Annotated in this window: 15 protein-coding genes; 3 read left to right on the top strand and 12 right to left on the bottom strand. The window is 71.1% G+C overall.

The window, feature by feature from the left end; all coding sequences use genetic code 11:
* Positions 1-89 precede the first annotated feature (89 nt).
* The 3 genes from ABN034_RS19775 to ABN034_RS19765 are packed head-to-tail and all read right to left on the bottom strand — an operon-like array spanning position 90 to position 3,885.
* On the bottom strand, positions 90-1,166 hold the full coding sequence (locus ABN034_RS19775) for a substrate-binding domain-containing protein (protein ID WP_349692469.1): 1,077 nt from the start codon (positions 1,164-1,166) through the stop codon (positions 90-92).
* The gene (locus tag ABN034_RS19770; protein WP_349692468.1) at positions 1,163-2,326 is read right to left on the bottom strand and encodes an ABC transporter permease; all 1,164 of its coding nucleotides are present in this window, start codon (positions 2,324-2,326) and stop codon (positions 1,163-1,165) included. Before ABN034_RS19770 ends, ABN034_RS19775 begins: the two co-directional genes overlap by 4 nt.
* On the bottom strand, positions 2,323-3,885 hold the full coding sequence (locus ABN034_RS19765) for a sugar ABC transporter ATP-binding protein (protein WP_349692467.1): 1,563 nt from the start codon (positions 3,883-3,885) through the stop codon (positions 2,323-2,325). The genes ABN034_RS19770 and ABN034_RS19765 overlap by 4 nt, the downstream gene beginning before the upstream one ends.
* A gap of 193 nt (positions 3,886-4,078) precedes the next feature.
* Between ABN034_RS19765 and ABN034_RS19760 the strand changes: the two genes are divergently transcribed.
* Entirely contained in the window at positions 4,079-4,621 is a 543-nt protein-coding gene (locus tag ABN034_RS19760; protein ID WP_349692466.1) for a hypothetical protein, read from the top strand.
* Between the two features lie 71 nt (positions 4,622-4,692).
* Here ABN034_RS19760 and ABN034_RS19755 read toward each other — a convergent pair whose 3' ends face one another.
* The 7 genes from ABN034_RS19755 to ABN034_RS19725 all read right to left on the bottom strand — a co-directional run bounded on the left by ABN034_RS19755 (position 4,693) and on the right by ABN034_RS19725 (position 11,553).
* Positions 4,693-5,565, bottom strand: a complete 873-nt coding sequence (locus tag ABN034_RS19755; protein ID WP_349692465.1) for a hypothetical protein — start codon at positions 5,563-5,565, stop codon at positions 4,693-4,695.
* A 281-nt stretch (positions 5,566-5,846) separates the two neighbouring features.
* Positions 5,847-6,230 carry a cold-shock protein gene (locus ABN034_RS19750; RefSeq protein WP_349329738.1) on the bottom strand — a complete coding sequence of 128 codons (384 nt, stop codon included), beginning with the start codon at positions 6,228-6,230 and terminating at the stop codon, positions 5,847-5,849.
* Between the two features lie 233 nt (positions 6,231-6,463).
* Complete coding sequence (gene larE / locus ABN034_RS19745; protein WP_349692464.1) at positions 6,464-7,906, bottom strand: ATP-dependent sacrificial sulfur transferase LarE; 1,443 nt, start codon at positions 7,904-7,906, stop codon at positions 6,464-6,466.
* 151 nt (positions 7,907-8,057) lie between these two features.
* On the bottom strand, positions 8,058-8,813 hold the full coding sequence (locus tag ABN034_RS19740) for an META domain-containing protein (protein ID WP_349692463.1): 756 nt from the start codon (positions 8,811-8,813) through the stop codon (positions 8,058-8,060).
* Positions 8,814-9,017: 204 nt separating this feature from the next.
* Positions 9,018-9,527: a type 1 glutamine amidotransferase domain-containing protein gene (locus ABN034_RS19735; protein WP_349692462.1), complete on the bottom strand. Its 510-nt coding sequence runs from the start codon at positions 9,525-9,527 to the stop codon at positions 9,018-9,020.
* Positions 9,528-9,613: 86 nt separating this feature from the next.
* The gene (locus ABN034_RS19730) at positions 9,614-10,618 is read right to left on the bottom strand and encodes a lysylphosphatidylglycerol synthase transmembrane domain-containing protein (RefSeq protein ID WP_349692461.1); all 1,005 of its coding nucleotides are present in this window, start codon (positions 10,616-10,618) and stop codon (positions 9,614-9,616) included.
* A 122-nt stretch (positions 10,619-10,740) separates the two neighbouring features.
* Positions 10,741-11,553, bottom strand: coding sequence for a DedA family protein (locus tag ABN034_RS19725; protein ID WP_349692460.1), 813 nt, complete (start codon positions 11,551-11,553; stop codon positions 10,741-10,743).
* A 265-nt stretch (positions 11,554-11,818) separates the two neighbouring features.
* Here ABN034_RS19725 and ABN034_RS19720 point away from each other — a divergent pair, with 265 nt between their 5' ends.
* Positions 11,819-14,065, top strand: a complete 2,247-nt coding sequence (locus tag ABN034_RS19720; RefSeq protein ID WP_349692459.1) for a helicase-associated domain-containing protein — start codon at positions 11,819-11,821, stop codon at positions 14,063-14,065.
* 69 nt (positions 14,066-14,134) lie between these two features.
* The gene (locus tag ABN034_RS19715; RefSeq protein WP_349692458.1) at positions 14,135-15,100 is read left to right on the top strand and encodes a DUF3152 domain-containing protein; all 966 of its coding nucleotides are present in this window, start codon (positions 14,135-14,137) and stop codon (positions 15,098-15,100) included.
* A 100-nt stretch (positions 15,101-15,200) separates the two neighbouring features.
* On the opposite strand, the gene ABN034_RS19710 is transcribed toward ABN034_RS19715, so the two are convergent.
* Both ABN034_RS19710 and ABN034_RS19705 read right to left on the bottom strand, forming a co-directional pair.
* Positions 15,201-16,019: an HAD-IIA family hydrolase gene (locus ABN034_RS19710; RefSeq protein WP_349692457.1), complete on the bottom strand. Its 819-nt coding sequence runs from the start codon at positions 16,017-16,019 to the stop codon at positions 15,201-15,203.
* Positions 16,016-17,302, bottom strand: a complete 1,287-nt coding sequence (locus tag ABN034_RS19705; protein WP_349692456.1) for an ArsB/NhaD family transporter — start codon at positions 17,300-17,302, stop codon at positions 16,016-16,018. Before ABN034_RS19705 ends, ABN034_RS19710 begins: the two co-directional genes overlap by 4 nt.
* Between the last annotated feature and the right edge of the window lie 51 nt (positions 17,303-17,353).

Raw genomic sequence — 17,353 nt, 5'->3', positions numbered from 1 at the left:
TTGTGGGTGCTTGGGGGCCGCTGTGCCCGACCAACCGACACCAACTCGCGGAGCGCACCTGCAGAAGCGCCGATCAGGAACGGAACCGGTCAGGAACGGAAGCCGAGCTCGAGGTAGTCGTCGACGTTCTCCTTGGTGATGGTCGCCGACGCCAGGGTGATCATCTTCGGGATCTCGTTCTCCACCAGGTCACTCATGCCCTTGCCCTGCGCGACCAGCCGGGCCAGTGACACCGCCGACGACGCCATCGAGGGGTTGTAGGTCACGGTGCACTTGACCACGGTGTCGTCGGCCTTGATGCGTTCCATCATGTCGGTGGAGCCGGCGCCACCGACCATGAAGAACTCGTCACGGTTGGCCTGGTCGATCGCCGCGAGGACACCGATGCCCTGGTCGTCGTCGTGGTTCCAGATGGCGTCGATCTTCGGTGCCGCCTGGAGGAGGTTGGACGTGACGCGCTGGCCGCCCGGGACGGTGAAGTCGGCAGCGACGCGGTTCTTCACCTCGAGGCCGGCCTTGGCGAGGGCGTCCTTGAAGCCCTGGCTGCGCTCCTGGGTGAGCGGCAGGGAGTCGATGCCGGCGATCTCGGCGATGACGGGGTTGGACGTGCCGTCGGCTTCGAGCCGTTCGACGATGAAGTTGGCGGCGGCGACGCCCATGCCGTAGTTGTCGCCACCGATCCAGCAGCGGTACGACAGCGGGGTGTCGAAGATCCGGTCGAGGTTGATGACCGGGATGCCCGCGTCCGTGGCCTTCTGCGCGACCGCGGTGAGCTGCTTGCCGTCGTTGGGGAGGATGACGAGCGCGTCGACCTTCTTGTTGATCAGCGTCTCGACGGCGGCGATCTGCTTCGCGATGTCGTTGGTGGCCTCCACCTTCTCCAGCGTCACCTCGGAGTAGGACTTGGCCTGGCTGTCGGCGTTGGCGGTGATGGCCGCGATCCAACCGTGGTCGGCGGCGGGTGCGGAGAAGCCGATCGTCACCGGCTTGCCGGGCTCGTCGGCGGCGGGCTTGGGGGCCGACTCGGCCCGGTTGTCGGTGCCGACGTCCTGCGGCTCGTTCGACGTGCATCCGGCGACCACCGCACCGCCGGCGACGACCGCCGCGCCGAGGAAGAGCTGTCGGCGGCCGAGGTCGGCCCGGTCGGGACCCTGCTGTCGGTTCATGACCATCTCCTGTGGGTGGGGAGCGCTGAGGACGGACGGACGCCTGGACGGTCAGGGGACCAAGAACCCCGGCGTACGACCTGGGTCAGCGCGGCGCCGACGATGATCGCGCCTTTGGCGATGTTCTGGATCTCGGTCGGCAGGTTGTTGTGGATGAAGAGGTTGGTGATCACGGTGAAGACGAGGACGCCGAGCAGCGAGCCGATGATCGTGCCCCGCCCGCCGGTCAGCAGGGTGCCGCCGATGATCGCTGCGGCGATGGCGTCGAGCTCGTAGAGGTTCCCGTGGGTGCTTGAGCCCGCCGTCGTCTGCGAGACGATCATGATCGCGGCGATGCCGCAGCAGAAGCCGGACAGGGCGTAGAGCAGGACGGTGTGCCGGCGTACGTCGATGCCGGCAAGCCGCGAGGCCTCGGGGTTGCCGCCGATCGCGACCGTGCGCCGGCCGAAGGTCGTGCGCTCGAGCAGTAACCATCCGGCGCCCACCACGACGGCCAGGATGATCACCAGGACGGGGATCCCCACCACGTCCGACCGCGCGATGTCGTTGACGAACTCGACCCGGCTCACCTGCGTCTGCTTCGACGACAGCTGCTCGGCGAGACCCCGCGCGCTCGCCATCATCGCGAGGGTCATGATGAACGGCACGATTCGGCCGTACGCGATCAGCAGGCCGTTGACGATCCCCGTGCCCGTGCCGACGAGCAGCGCGCACATGATCATGACGCCGGGGCCGTAGGACTGGGTGGCGAGCGTCGTGCACCATACCGAGGCGAGTGCCATGATCGCGCCCACGGACAGGTCGATCCCGCCGCCGATGATGACGAACGTCATGCCGACCGTGACGACGCCGATCACCGAGGCGTTGGTGAGGATCGTGTTGATGTTGGACTGGGTGCCGAACGTCTCGGGCGACGTGATCATGCCGACGATCGCGAGGACGACGAGGACGACGACGAGACCGGCGTGCCGCACGAGCGTCCCCATGGCGAGCCCGCCTACGGTGCCCGCGGTGGCCGCGCCGGTCGCGGCGGCCGCCGCCTCCACCCGCGACTGCTCGCTGGTGGGTGGCGCGGTCACGGACGGCGTGCCTTCGCCGGGTTCGCGCGTGGTGCCCGCGTCCGTGCCTGCGCCTGTTCCTGTGCCGGTCTGGTCGCTCACACCGCTCCTCCTCCTCCGATCGCGGTGCCGCTGGTGGCGACTCGGCCCTCCATGAGGGTGTCGAGCACCTGGTGCTCGTCGAGGTCGGCCGCCCGGCCTTCGTGCACGATGCCGCCGTCCTTGAGCAGCAGGACCCGGTCGGCGAGGCCGAGCACCTCCGGCACTTCGCTGGAGACCACGAGTACGCCTACGCCGTCGGCCGCAAGCCTGCGGATCAGTGCGTACAGCTCGGCCCGCGCGCCGACGTCGACCCCACGGGTCGGCTCGTCGAGCAGCAGCAACCGGCTGCCGCCGAGGAGCCAGCGACCGACGACCGTCTTCTGCTGGTTGCCGCCGGAGAGGGTACGCATCGGACGGCGTACGTCGTCCGGCCGTACGTCGAGCGAGCGCGTCACCCGGGTCGCCTCCGCGTGCTCGCGGCCGCGGCGGAGCAGCCCGAACGTCGAGAACCGGCGCAGCGTCGCCAGCGTGACGTTGTGGGAGACCGGCTGGTCGAGGATGAGCGCCTGGCTCTTGCGTTCCTCCGGAGCGAGGCCGAGCCCGACGCGCACGGCGGCGCCGACGGACCCCCTCCGCAGCGGCTTGCCGTCGACGAGGACACGGCCCGCGTCGGGGCGTCGTCGGCCGTAAACCGTCTCGAGCAGCTCGGACCGGCCGGCGCCCACGAGGCCGGCGATGCCGACGACCTCGCCGGCACGCACGCTGAACGTCACGTCGCGGAACTCGCCGCGCCGGGTCAGCCCTTCGACCCGCAGCAGTTCTGCGTCGAAGTCACGGCTCGTCGCCGGGGGGAACACGTACTCCACCTGGCGGCCGGTCATCAGCCGGACGAGATCGGGTGTGGGCGTGGTGCGGGCGGGAAGGTTGCGGGCGACCGTTCGGCCGTCCTTGAGCACGGTGATCCGGTCGCCGATCTCGCGGATCTCCTCCAGCCGGTGGGAGATGTAGACCACCGCGACGCCGTCGGCGGACAGGTCGCGGATCACCCGGAACAGGTTGGTGGTCTCGTCGCCCGCGAGTACCGCGGACGGCTCGTCCATGATGAGCAGCCGCGCGTCGTGGGAGAGCGCCCGGGCGATCGAGACGATCTGCTTGCCGGCCGACGACAGCGTGCCGACTTCCTGCGTGGGCGGGATCTCGGCGTGGCCGAGGCGAGCCAGTAGCTCCGTGGTGTGCCGCCACATCGCCTGCCGGTGGGGTACGCCGAACGTGCGGGGTTCGTGGCCGAGGTAGACGTTCTCCGCGACGGACAGGCCGTCTACGAGGTCGAGTTCCTGGTAGATCGCGGCGACACCGCGTTTCATCGCCGCCTGCGGAGTCGGAAGGGTGAGGTGGTCGCCCCGCCACTCGATCTCACCGGCGTCCGGCTGGTGTGCGCCGGAGAGGACCTTGATGAGGGTGGACTTGCCGGCACCGTTCTGGCCGAGCAGGCAGTGCACCTCGCCGGCCTGGACCTCGAGGTCGACGCCGTCGAGTGCGCGTACGCCGGGGAACGCCTTGACGATGCCGGTGAGCCGCAGCAACGGTTGCGTCGTCCCCCCGTTCGTGGTCCCGCTCACCGCCTCGTCCCACCTCCCGTCTGGGAAACGCTTCCCCGCACCTTAGTGCTCCTGCTGGCCGGAGGCGTAGCCGTGATCGATGACAGGAGAGCGGCGAAAGTTGCGGACCGGCAGTGACGCGTATCAGTCATGGCGCGAACCTGCCGCGTCGCGATCGTTCTGCGTGGTCGGCGGTTCTGTGAAGGTGACGGTCATGAACGCAGTGCATCGTCGTACGCCCATCAACCGTCGTGCCGGATTCCGGTTCGGCACCGCTGTCGCGGCAGCTGCGACAGCGGTGGCGCTGCTCTGTTCCATGACGGTGGCGAGGGCGACACCCGCAGCCGGCGATCGGGGGCCAGGTGTGGCCGCGGGCGAGAACACCGCCCTCGTCGGTTCCGCCGCCACTCTGGACGCGACCACGGTGACGCTGGTGACCGGTGACCGCCTTGTCGTGCGTACGGACGAAGCCGGTCGCCACTCCGCCGTCGTCTCGTCGCCGGATCCCGACCCGGCCGGCTATCTCACCCGGCAGGTGGGTGACGAGCTGTACGTCGTGCCAGCCTCGGCCGCGCCCCTGCTCGCGGACGGCACCCTCGACGAGCGGCTCTTCAACGTGACGGGCCTGGTCGAGCAGGGATACGACGACGCGCACAGCGACGGTATCCCGCTCATCGCGACCGCCACGGACGCGCGCTCCGGCGGAGAGGTGCCCGCGCCGGCCGGCTCGCGTCGTACCCGACCATCGGTGAAGTGAGCGGGGCCCGCCGCCCAGGGGTGTCGAGCAGATCGTGGAGCCTGGCGTACGCCTCCAGGTGAGGGACGCGCTCAGGTGCCGGGAGGGGTGAACCAACCGCCGCCGGCCGGGAAGAGGTACCGGTCGGCGACGAAGTTGAGCACCCGCCGCGCCTGCCGGAAACTCTCCGCGACCTCGGCGATGACCTCCAGGCGCACCGTCCGCAGCGGCGCGAGCTGGGACGCCTGGCGATACCAGCGGGCACCCAGATGCTCGAAGAGGTCGATCGCCGGAGCCGCGGCGAGCGCGTCGCGGTCCTCGCGGGCGATGCCGGCCGCGCGCAGCAGGCGGGCCGCGTCGATCGGGCCCAGGGCGTGCCTGGTCGTGTAGTCGGGGAACACGCCGGCGAGGAACAGCACCACGTCACCGAGTCGGCGGTAGGCGCCCGGCCGTTCGGCGGGAGGCACTGTGTCGACGAGGCCGGCGAGGCGGACGGGGTCGAGTTCGCTGTAGCGGCGGGAACGCAGGCCGCGGGCGGTACGCACGACATACCGCCCGCTGGCCACCCGGGCGAACGAGGCCAGCAGTTCGGCGAAGAACAGCCGCCGCGCCAGGGGTTCGAGAAAGCTGGCCAGCTCCGGGCCGTCGAAGACGGGGACGCGTTCGCGGGCTCCCGTGCGTTCGGTGAGGTAGCTCGTGTGGGACAGGTCCGCGGCCGACCGGTGCACCGCGGTCGTGAACGCCAGGAACGGCGACACCCCGACCAGCCAGCGGTCGTGAGGTTCCTGCGTACGACCGAAGACGGCCTCGAAGACCTCCGGCCGGTCGAAGAGGCCGGGAATCGCCGCGGGTTCGTGCCGCAGCTCGGCGGCGGTGAGTGTCGGCGCGGCCGCCTCGGCCAACAGCTCGAGGTCGGCGTCGGTCAGGTTGTCTGCGTACAGCTCACCGATGTGTCCACTGGCCACGCTCTCCACGGTACGCCGAAGCCGGGTGGCGGACACCGCCGTTCGCGCCGGCAAATGACCACGCTGGGCATGCCTGTGGACTGTTGGCCAGGCGTCGGCGCCTCGCCGGTGACCACCCGCCTGGCCGACCAGGCGGGGAACAGGTGGCGCCCCGCGCGGGAACAGGTGGCGCCCCACGCGGGAACAGGCGAAGGAGCCCTCCGCGGGAACAGGCGAAGGGGCCACGCGTGGACAGCGAGCCGCCCGCGCCGAGGACCGGCGAACAGCAAGGGAGCGGCGGCTCAGAGCTCCAGCTCGTTGGCGAGCGCCCGGAGGACGGTCGACACCTGCTTGGCCGTCCGGCCGTCGGGGTGCCGGTCACGCCGGTAGGTGCCCTCCAGGCCGTCGAGCAGCCGGATGAGGTCCTCGACGATGACCACCATCTCGTCCGGCGACTTCCGCATCGCCTTGGAGACGCTGGGCGGTGGCTCGAGCAGGCGTACGGACAACGCCTGGTCACCCTTGCGGCCCGCGACGATGCCGAACTCGACCCGCTGCCCCGCCTTGAGTGAGGTCAGGCCGCTGGGCAGGGCGGAGGCCCGGACGTAGACATCCCCTCCGTCGTCTTTGGTGAGGAAGCCAAAGCCCTTGTCCGCGTCGTACCACTTCACCTTGCCTGCCGGCACATCGACCTCGCTCGGATGCACTATCTGGGATGGGAGAGCAGCGGAACCGGGCGACCCGCGCTCTCATGACACGTCTTCTCATGACTGGGCCCCCGCAGGACGGGGGCCGCTCCAAGGGTAGACGTCTGGACGTCTGGCCTCTACCTCTTAGTACGCCTCACGCCACCTGCGTGCCGGCTTCGGCCCGGACCGCGGGCCGCGCGTCGGGTGGCGGCCGCCACGCAGACCCAGGATCAGCGGAAGCGGGACGGTTCGGGCAGCAGATCGTTCATGGAGCCGGACCGGAAGCCCTTCGGGTCGACCTCCGCTGTCTCGAACCCCGCCGCCAGCACCGCCTCGTGTGCCTCCTGCAGCGCCTCGACCGCCTCGACGAGGTCGGCGTCGACCTCGATCCGCGCGGTGTCGCCAATGTCGCGGACCCGGAGGTTGCGGACGGGTACGCCGGCCTCGGCGAGGACCGCCCGAAGGGCGACCTCGGCCTGTTCGACGCGGGCGAGGCGGGCCGGGGTGATCGAGAGCCCGTACGCGATCCGGCTCGACAGGCAGGCCGCGGCCGGTTTGTCCCAGGTGGGCAGGCCCCAGCGGCGGGACGCCTCGCGGACCTGCTCCTTGGTGAGGCCGGCGTCCCTGAGCGGGGTGACCGCACCGCGCTCGGCCGCCGCGCGGATGCCCGGGCGGAACCCGGCGCGGGCGTCGTCGGCGTTCGTGCCGGTCGCGACGTGGGCGATGTCGAGCTCGGCCGCGATGGGCGTGACGACCTCGAGCAGTTCGGCCTTGCAGAAGTAGCACCGGTCTCCGTCGTTGGCGCGGTAACCCTCCCGGGCCATCTCGTCCGTACGCGGAGTGAGATGGCGGACCCCGAGCGAGTCGGCGAACTCGCGCGCCGGCGCCAGCTCGGCGTCGGGCAGGGACGGCGAGACGGCGGTGGCGGCGGCCACGTTGTCCGAGCCCAACGCGCGGACGGCCGCCGCGAGCAGGAACGCCGAGTCCGCGCCGCCGGAGAACGCGACGACGAGCGAACCCAGGGCGGTCAGCTGCGTCTCGAGTGCGGCCAGCCGGGTGGTGAGCATGTGGTCGTCGAGCCAGTACGGAAAGTCGGCAAGATCGGTGAGTATGACGTCCGCGCCGGCGGCGCGCAGCTCCTCCGCCGAGAGCGGTCCGGTGGGGACGCCCAGCGCCAGCGCCCCCGCCGTCCGCGCGCCGAGCATGTCACCGTGGTGGTCACCGACATAGATCGTGGCGTTGTGGGCGCGCAGGACCGTGCCCTTCTCCTCCGCCCAGACGTCGCCCGCGATCTCGTCGACCTCGAGCCCGAGGTGTTCGAGGTGCAGGCGGGCGTGTGGCTCGTTCTTGGCGGTGACGACCAGCACCTTGCCGCCGTGCCGGCGTACGGCCTTGATCGCCTCGGCCGCACCCGGCAGCAGCGCGGCGTTCTCGACGGCCAGGTCGGGATAGAGCTCGCGGTAGAGCGCGACGGCCGCCGGCACCTGGGCGGCCGGGAACCACTGTGCCGCCTCGTGGTCGAGCGGTGGCCCGAGCCGGGTCACGACGGTGGCGCTGTCGACGTGGACGCCGGTACGCGCGGAGACCGCGTCCCAGACCGCGGCGATGCCGGGACGGGAGTCGATGAGGGTCATATCCAGGTCGAAACCGACGACTAGCGCATCTGGGGCCACGGCATCGACCCTACGTTGCGTGGCAATGTGCCCGTCCCGGTCGGGGTCCGGGGACGGGCGTCGAGGTGCGACTTGGGGGCGGAACCACGTCCTCGACGCGATGGCCGGCGCACACACTGTCCGTAGCGGCGGCTGCCGTCAGGGCTGCGGCTCAGCGGTCCTTGGCGGCGGCGGCCGAGTAGACGAGGGTCTTGCCGTCCGGATGCCGCAGCCGCAACTGGTCGGCGTCGATCGTGAACTGGACGTCGCCCTGCAGCACGTCGAGGACCGTCCGCTCGACCGCGCCCGCGGCACCCGGGCAGGCGATCAGGGTGCCCTGCAACGACCCGAACGCGATGGTCGAACCGGAGACGGTCGCCTCGCCGCCGAAACCGTTGCAACCGCTGAAGCCCCTGACCTCTCCGCCCTTGGTGAAGGTCAGGTCCGGCGTCTTGTCCAGCTTCGGCACCGACGACGCGACCTCCCCGTCGATGAGCGTCGTGAGCTTCCAACGGGTGCCGGTCAGCGGCCGGTCGGGTTGGGCGACCTTGCGGTCGAGGAGAACGATTCTCGACTCGCCCGAGGTGAGGATCAGCCGGTCGCCGTCGACGCGCCATTCCGGGCTCGTGTCGAAGAGCTTCGCCAGCCATTCGTCCTGCTCGTGCCGGGCGGGATCGCAGCCCATCTCGGTCGTCGCGAGGCCGCCGCCCACGTCGAGCCGGCTGTCGTCGAGACTGACCTCACCGGACATGGAGTTGCAGCCGGCGTTGGCGAGCAACCGGCCGTCGTCGGTGAACTGCAGGCTGATCCGGGTGCCGTCGACGAGTTCACGGGGGGCACCGGAGTCCGTGACCTCGGTCGAGAGGTACGTACGTCCGCGTAGCTGGTCCTCCGCCTCGGATCCGGCGCCTGGGTCCACTGTTGTCACCCCTCCGCCGCAGCCACCGGTGCCAGCGGCAGCCAGGAGAAGGGCCAGGCACCCGAGCAGTCTGCGAGATCTCATAGCCATTCAGACGGTTCGCCGTCGCCGGAAGTTGCCCGGCGCGGCAGGCGCGCGGCAGGCGCGGCAGGCGGAATCCGGGCGGCGCTGGGATCCCGCCCACACCGGGCCCCGCCGCGGTCTGCGGTGGGGCTACGAGCCGAGCTGTCGCAGGAGGGCGGCGCAGAACGCCGGCAGGTCGGCGGGCGTACGGGACGTGATGAGGTTGCCGTCCTCCACGACCTCCTTGTCGACCCACTCGGCACCGGCGTTGACCAGGTCGGTCCGGATGGAGTGGTACGAGGTCACCGTCTTCCCACGCACGATGTCCGCCTCGGCGAGTACCCAGCCGGCGTGGCAGATCGCCGCGACCGGCTTGCCGTGTTCGTACGCCTGGCGGGTCAGGTCGACCAGTTTCGCGTCCGTACGCACCTTGTCCGGTGAGTAGCCACCCGGCACGACGACGGCGTCGAAGTCCTCCGCCCGCGCATCGTCGGACCCGAGCTCGACCGTGACCTTCGTCCCCTTCTTGCCGGTGACTTCCTTGCCCTTCTCCCTGCCGACGACGACGGCCTCGTGACCCGCCTTGCGTACCTCGTCGTACGGGACCTGGAACTCGGAGTCCTCGAAGATCTCGTCGACCAGAAATACGACCTTTGCCATGGTTCTCTCCCCGCTTTCGCTTCTCGAGGTCGGGGCCAGTCGGTCGGACTACCCGACAGCTCCAGCCTTACACGCTCGCGGGCTCCCTACAGCTGCCCGCGGCTGCGGAGCAGGCCGAGGCTCACCAGGCCCGCCGGAAGCAGCAGCCACAGCGTCACCAGCCGGAACAGCGCCACCGCCGGCAGCGCCACCGTGAGCGGGGTGCCGGTCGCTGTCAACGCGGCGACGAGCGCCGCGTCGACGGAGCCGAGTCCACCAGGCACCGGGACGATGTTGCCCGCCGTACTTCCGAGCAGGAGAACGCCCGCCGCCGTCAGCAACGCCAGCGACCCACCGAACGCATGCACGGACGACCACAGCGCGAGAATGAGCCCGCCCGAGACGCAGACCGCGCCGGCGACGCTCACGACCGCCCGCCACGGCTCGCCCGCCATCGCCCGCAGCGACCGGGACAGCTCACCCAGCAGCATCCGGACCCGAGCCTCCGCCAGGGGAGACCTGCGCACCACGAGGACGATGGCACCCGCGACCACCGCTGTCCCGGCTACCACGGCGAGCGCGATCCACAGGCCGTCGGCGCTCAACAGCTCGGCCTCGGCACCGGCCGCGATGGCAACGGGCGGGAGCAACAACATCGCCAGCAGCAGTTGTACGGACTGCGCGACCGACACGGCGCCGAGCGAGGCCGTCCCACTCACGCCGGCCCGCCGGAGGTACTGCACGTTGACGGCGGCGGCACCCACCGCTGCCGGCGACACGATGCGCAGCAGCGACCCAGCGACCTGTGCGGCGAACGTCGGCCAGAACCGCAACCGGGTCGGGCTCGCGCCTGAGAGGTTCCATGCGTTGCCGGCGAGCGTGAGCCCCATGCCGGCGACGGCGAGCAGCGCCCAGCCGAGGTGCAGGTTCGCGCGCCACAGCCCGGGGTCGAAGGCATTCCGGTTCTCGTACGCGAGCCAGCCGACAAGGCCGACCACGGCGGCGAGGACGAGTACCTGCCGGGCGCGCCACGACAGCCGGAAGTCACGGTCGCGACGTGCCCCACGCCCGTCGCGACGTGCGATCTCCGCTGTGGTTCTCGATCCGCGCACGGTGCGAGGCTTCGCCACGGGCGGAGTTGATGCGTGTCGGGAGCGAGGAGCCGCCAGAGCAGGCGCATGCGTGGTCCCGGAAGACGTTTCCAGCCGAGCCGTCACCTCAGGAGCCAGGCTCATCAGTTGTCACCTCCCGCGATCGCACGCGTCCACCATTCCGACCGGTTGTCCTGACCCGACCGGTTCGCCGGACCCGACCGGATCACCTGACCCGACCGGTCCACCTGACCCGACCGGTCCACCTGACCCGACCGGTCCACCTGACCCGCCAACGCAGCTGACCCGACCGGCGTAACCGACGCCGACCGCCGACGCAAGGCGGTCTTGACAGCCTTCCCACACCTGAGGGCGATCAAGACGCCGACAACGAGGAGTACGCCGTAGCCGACCAGACCGAGCGAGCCGTTCACCCGCGCGAGCTGGCTGCCCGCCAACGCGCCCGCACCGGCGTACACGAGCGACCAGATGACCGCCGCGGCACCGCACCAGCGCAGGAACCGTCCGATCGGATAGCCGAGCGTTCCCGCGACGACCGGCAGCATCGCGTGGACCACCGGCGTGAACCTGGCGGTCACGATCGCGCGTCCACCCCAACGGTCCAGCGCGCGGCCGGTACGGATCCAGCGGCGTTCGCCGAGGCGCTGGCCGAGCCGGCTGTGCCGGAGACGCGTCCCGTAGCGGCGGCCCGACGCGTAGCCGATCGCCTCCCCCACGAGGGCACCGGCGATGCCGGCGACGACCACCGCCACGAACTCGCCGGGCGTCGTCACGGTGGCGCCGGCGACGAGGAGTACGACGTCCCCGGGGACCAGCAGCCCGACGAACAGCGACGTCTCGACCGAGACCGCCAGGACGGTGAGCGCGAAGAGCACGCCAGGATGCAGTGCGGTCACCATGGCATGGAGATCGGCGAGGGTCCCCGTCACCGACATGCGTACCCCCAGAACTCTCCTGCGAACGGCATGGATCCACCGTGCCGTCCGGGACCCTTCACGCACATCGGGGAAGGGCCCGCGCCCACCCTGGCAAGCCCCTCAGGGTCGGCCAGGGTCGTGGTGTGGTCGGGCTCGGCCCCGGTCACCTGTCAGAGGTATGTCGCCATAGATGACGAGATACCTTCGACAAGTCCGCAGGCACCCGGCGCTTGGCCTGGAGCTCTACGGTGGAGTGGGCTCTACCGTGGAAGGGATGGCCAGAATGGCTGCCGAGCCGGTCACGCTCGCAGAAGCTCTCCGCAACCTCGCTGACGACGCGCTGGTGCGGTTGTTCCGCGCCCGACCGGATCTCGTCACCCCATTGCCGTCGGACATCGTGGCGCTCGCGGCCAGGGCGACGACCAGGAGTTCGCTGGCGCGGGCGCTGGACCGTCTCGATCGGCGCGAGCTCGCGGTCGTGGAGGCCGTGGTGGTCGCCGCGCCACAGGTCTCCCGGGCCACCCTTCGGACACTTCTCGACCTCCCGAACGAGCAACTGGACGCGACCCTGGCCCGGCTGCGTTCCCTTGCCCTCGTCTGGGGCCCCGACGACGCGTTGGACGTGGCCGCCGTCGTACCCGATCTGCTCGGCCCGCACCCCGCCGGCCTCGGACCGCCCGCGGACGACCCGCGCCTCGCCGACAGCGCACACCTGGCCGCACTTCTCGACGAGGCCGGCGCGGAGGCGCGATCCGTCGCCGAACGCCTGGCCGCCGGGCCACCCATCGGGCTGGTGTCCGACGCCAACCGGACCGTCACGGTCGAGTCCGCCCGCAGCCCGGTCGAGCAGCTCCTCGCCCGCGGCCTCCTCGTCGCCCGCGACGCCCGGACCGTGACGCTGCCCCGGGAGGTCGGCCTCCACCTCCGCGGTGGCCGGCTTCTCCCGGCAGGCGAGCTCGATCCGCCCGCGCTGGCGGGGACCGCCCGCGACCAGGCGCTCGTCGACCGGACCGCCGCCGGTACCACGCTGGACGTCGTACGCCTGGTCGAGCAGCTCCTCGACACGTGGGGTGCCGAGCCTCCGACGATCCTGCGCGCGGGCGGTGTGGGCGTACGCGATCTGCGCCGTACCGCCTCCGGTCTCGACGTCGACGAACCCACCGCGGCACTGGTGATCGAGACCGCGTTCGCCGCCGGACTCGTCGCCGTCGGCGACGACGACGGCTGGCTTCCCACCCCCGCCTACGACACCTGGCTCGCGCTTGAACCCGCCGACCGCTGGGCCAGGATCGCGGGTGCCTGGCTGCACTCGACCCGGGTGCCGGGGCTCGTCGGGAGCCGCGACGACCGCGACAAGCTCCTGCCGGCGTTGGCACCGGACGTCGAACGCAGCGTCGCCCCGGACGTCCGCCAGCTGGTACTCCAGGTTCTCGCGGAGGCGCCGGCGAACACCGCGCCGGACGCCGAGGCGGTCGCGGCGCGGGCGCAGTGGCTGCGGCCCCGGCGGATGACCGCGTTCGTCCGCCAACTCCTCGACTGGACCCTCACCGAGGCCGCCGTCCTGGGCGTCACCGGCCTCGGTGCCCTCGCCGCCCACGGCGCCGCCCTGCGTGAGAGCGAGAAGGCCGCCGCCGCAACGCTCCTACCGCTCCTCCCCGAACCCGTCGACCACGTACTCCTGCAGGCCGACCTCACCGCCGTCGCCCCCGGCCCGCTGCGGCCCGAGCTGGCCCGCGCCCTGGCGAGCATGGCCGATGCCGAGTCCCACGGAGGTGCCACTGTCTACCGGTTCAGCGCGGAGTCGGTCCGTCGCGCCCTCGACGGGGGACGGACGGCGGCCGAGCTGCACGACCTGGTGTCCCGCCACTCGGCCACGCCGGTGCCGCAGCCGCTGTCGTACCTCATCGACGACGTCGCCCGCCGGCACGGCCACCTCCGGGCGGGCACCGCGACGGCGTACCTCCGCTGCGACGACCCGGCCGCGCTGGACGCGCTGCTGGCCGACCGCCGGACCACACCCCTCGGCCTGCGCCGGATCGCACCGACCGTGGTCATCGGCCGGCAGCCGGTGAAGGTGATCGTCGACGAGTTGCGGGCCCTTGGATATTCGCCGGTCGCCGAAACCCCGGAGGGCGCGCTGGTGCTCACCGGTACGCGGGCCGGGAGGACCGCCGAGGCGCCGGCACGGGCGGGCACGACAGGTCCGCGAGAACCCGAACCGGACGTGCTGATGGCCGCCGTACGCGCCGTCCGGGCCGGCGATCGGGCCCGGGCCAGCCGGCCCGCCGGGGCCGCAGTGGGGCAACTCCGGCGAACGGCCTCGGCCGAAGCTGTCGAGGTTCTTCGGGCCGCTCTGGCGGGTGGGTGGTCGGTCTGGATGGGGTACGTAGACCAGCAGGGGGGTGCCCGCGACCGGATCGTTGACCCGGTTCGGATCGACGGGGGCTGGCTCACGGCGTATGACCATGCGGCGGGAGAGGCACGGACTTTCGCCCTGCATCGGATCACTGGCGCCGCGCCGGTCGACTAGGGGGGTTTTCGGGTCCCGCTAGGGTGACCCCGGGGTGAGGGGGATCGACCAGGGGAGGGCTCGCCACCGATGTTCGCCCGCAGGAAGGTACGCCGCACGACGGCAGCCAGGACGAAGGCGTCCGGGACGAAAAGGCCGAGGACCACGAAACGCCGTACCCAGACACTCACCGACCACCAGCTCCAAACCCGCCGCCGCAGGATCCGGCGTGCGAGTGTGGCTCTGATCTCGACGTTCATCCTCGGATTCGGGCTTCTCGCCGACTGGTACGGGTTGTGGCTTCCCACCGAGGCCCTGGTCGGAGTACCGACCGCCATGGACCGGAACGTCGAGCAGGGTCCTGACGCCACCGCGCCGGCCGACGACGCGCCGGTGTCGAGGAACAAGGATCGGGGGCCGTTCCCGATATCGACCAGTCCGGCCGCCCCGAGCACCGCCACGCCGCCATCGGCTTCGTCCACGCCAAGGGCACGTCCGCCGAAGGCGGTGACCATCGTCACCAAGGGCTCCGGCGACTTCGGCGTCGCGGCCGGAGGTACCGGACGGACCGGTTCTGGCCCGCTGATCAAGTACCAGGTCGATGTCGAGAGGGACCTTCCGTACCCTCCCGCCGAGATCGCGACGACCGTCGACAAGATCCTCGGCGACCCGCGCAGCTGGGCGGCCGCCGGATGGGCGACCTTCCAGCGCGTCGACAGCGGTCCGGTCGACCTGCACATCCTGCTGGCGACGCCTGCGACGGTGGACCGGCTCTGCGCGCCGCTGCAGACCAACGGCGAACTGTCCTGCCGCACCGGGGACCGGGTCGTGATCAACGCGAAGCGCTGGGCGTTCGGTGCGGAGGCGTTCGGCAAGGACGTGGTGAACTACCGCAACTACGTCGTCAACCATGAGGTCGGACACCGACTGAGTAAGGGGCACGTGGACTGCGCGGGGGCCGGGCAGCCGGCGCCGGTCATGATGCAGCAGACCAAGGGTGTCGGCAGCTGCAAGGCCAACCCGTGGCCCCTCGGCTCCGAACTCGCCCGCGACTGACACCGCACCCGCCGACCACCAAGCACCGCACACCGACCACCAAGCACCGCACACCGACCACCAAGCACCGACGCCCGTCCCGCGGCGCCTAGCGGTCACATCATCGAGGGCCCAAGGCGAGGGCGGGGAGGTCGGCGAGCGACGGGAGTACGTAGGTCGGCGGCGGTTCGGCGCTCCCGGCCGCCGCCTCGTCGGTGACACCGGTCAGCACCAGCGCGGTGTCGAGTCCGCCCCGGTCCCCCAGCTCGATGTCGGTCTCCAGCCGGTCGCCGACGACGAGTACCTGGTCGGCGGCGAGCCCGAGGCAGTCGAGCGCCGCGGCCAGCATCAGCGGTGACGGCTTGCCCATCACCGCCTCCACCTCGCGACGGGTACTGGCCTCGAGTGCCGCGATGATGCCGCCGGCGTCTGGTACCTCACCGCCGTCCACCGGGCACGTCCGGTCCGGGTTGGTCGCGACGAACCGCGCACCCGCCCGCAGCGCCCGGAACGCCTCCAGCCACGTCTCGTACCGGAACGTCCGGTCGAACGACGCCACCACCAGCTCCGCCTCGCCACCCCGCTCGACGACCTTCGCCCCGGCCGCGCGAAGCTCGTCGCGCAGGCTGGTCTCGCCGAGCAGCAGGACCCGCGCGCCCGGCATCTGCGTACGCAGCCAGGACGCCATCACCCCACCCGAGGTGACGACGGACTCGCGTCCGGTCGGGACGCCGAGCCCGGTCAGGCGTTCGGCGTAGGACTCGGCGGTACGCAGCGGATTGTTGGACACGAACGCCACCCGTACGCCTGCCGCGCGGAGGGCGTTCAACGCGTCGACCGCACCGGGCAACGGCCGCCCGGACAGGTAGACGGTGCCGTCGAGGTCGCAGATGATCCCGGCGTAGCCGGCAGCGCGCCGACCGTCTGGGTGGACGCTCATGACAGGTACCTCAACCAGAGATAGGGCAGGGCGAGTACGACGGTCACAGCGGCCACCACCGAACCGTACTTCGTGAACTCCCAGAAGCTGATGGGGTACCCGTTGCGCCGGGCGATTCCGATGACGACCACGTTGGCGCTCGCGCCGACCGCGGTCGCGTTGCCGCCGAGGTCGGCGCCGAGCGCGAGCGCCCACCACAGCACGGTCTGCCCGGCGAGTGGACCGTCAGGCGCGACCAGCTGCGCCACCACGGGGCTCATCGTCGCGACGTACGGAATGTTGTCGACGAGGGCGGACAGCACTGCCGACCCGAACAGCACCACGACGACGGCGAGTCCGGCCTCCCCGCGTACCGTTCCCGCCAGCCAGTGCGCCATCGCGTCGATGACGCCGACGTTCACCAGCGCTCCCACCATGACGAACAACCCCATGAAGAAGACGAGCGTCTCCCACTCCACCTCCTCCAGGTAGGACTCGGCGCTGAGCCTGCTCACCACGACCAGCACTCCCGCCCCCAGCAGCGCCACGATGGACGGCTCGACGTGCAGGGTCGAGTGGAGGACGAATCCCGCGAGCACGGCCGCCAGGACGATCAGGCTGCGCCGCAGCAGGCGTACGTCATTGATCGCTTCCCGCTCGTCCAGCTCCATCACCTCGGCCACCTGACGCGGATCGGCCTCGAACTCACGCCGGAACAACACCCGGCACAGCACGACGAACACGACGAGGAGCACCACGATGAGCGGCGCGAGGTGGACGAGGAAGTCGTTGAACGTCAGGCCGCTCCGGCTGGCGATGATGATGTTGGGAGGATCGCCGATGAGGGTGGCGGTGCCGCCGATGTTGGAGGCGAGCACCTCGGCGATGAGGTAGGGCTCTGGGCGTACGCCTATGCGTTGGCAGACGAGCAGGGTCACCGGAGCGATCAGCAGCACCGTCGTGACGTTGTCGAGGAACGCCGAGGCGACTGCGGTGAGAAGGCACAGCAGCACCATCACCCGGAACGGGTCGCCGTGCGCCCGCTTCGCCGCCCAGATGGCCAGGAACTCGAAGATGCCGGTCTGCCGGAGTACGCCGACGATGATCATCATGCCGAGCAGCAGGAAGATGACGTTCCAGTCGATGCCGGTGTCCTCGGAGTAGAACACGTCGTTGGCGCCGACCACGCCGAACGCCAGCACGAGGGCAGCACCGCCGAGAGCGGCCGCGAGGCGGGGGATACGTTCGGTGGCGATGAAGACGTACGCCGCCACGAAGACCGCGAGCGCGATCCACAGACTCACGAGGGGACCCGCCTCGGCGGCTCGGCCAGGATGCGGCTCCGCCCTTCGTAC

Source organism: Actinopolymorpha sp. B11F2, assembly GCF_040195635.1.
Taxonomy (GTDB): Bacteria; Actinomycetota; Actinomycetes; order Propionibacteriales; family Actinopolymorphaceae; genus Thermasporomyces.
The sequence above is the reverse complement of the archived record's forward strand: the minus strand, read 5'-3'. Positions and strand labels throughout refer to the sequence as shown.

Coding starts and splice junctions, on each gene's coding strand:
- ABN034_RS19725 (WP_349692460.1), bottom strand. CDS start 11,553: ATGTCGGTGACGGGGACCCTCGCCGATCTCCATGCCATGGTGACCGCA.
- ABN034_RS19760 (WP_349692466.1), top strand. CDS start 4,079: ATGAACGCAGTGCATCGTCGTACGCCCATCAACCGTCGTGCCGGATTC.
- ABN034_RS19710 (WP_349692457.1), bottom strand. CDS start 16,019: ATGAGCGTCCACCCAGACGGTCGGCGCGCTGCCGGCTACGCCGGGATC.
- ABN034_RS19775 (WP_349692469.1), bottom strand. CDS start 1,166: ATGAACCGACAGCAGGGTCCCGACCGGGCCGACCTCGGCCGCCGACAG.
- ABN034_RS19735 (WP_349692462.1), bottom strand. CDS start 9,527: ATGGCAAAGGTCGTATTTCTGGTCGACGAGATCTTCGAGGACTCCGAG.
- ABN034_RS19715 (WP_349692458.1), top strand. CDS start 14,135: ATGTTCGCCCGCAGGAAGGTACGCCGCACGACGGCAGCCAGGACGAAG.
- ABN034_RS19720 (WP_349692459.1), top strand. CDS start 11,819: ATGGCTGCCGAGCCGGTCACGCTCGCAGAAGCTCTCCGCAACCTCGCT.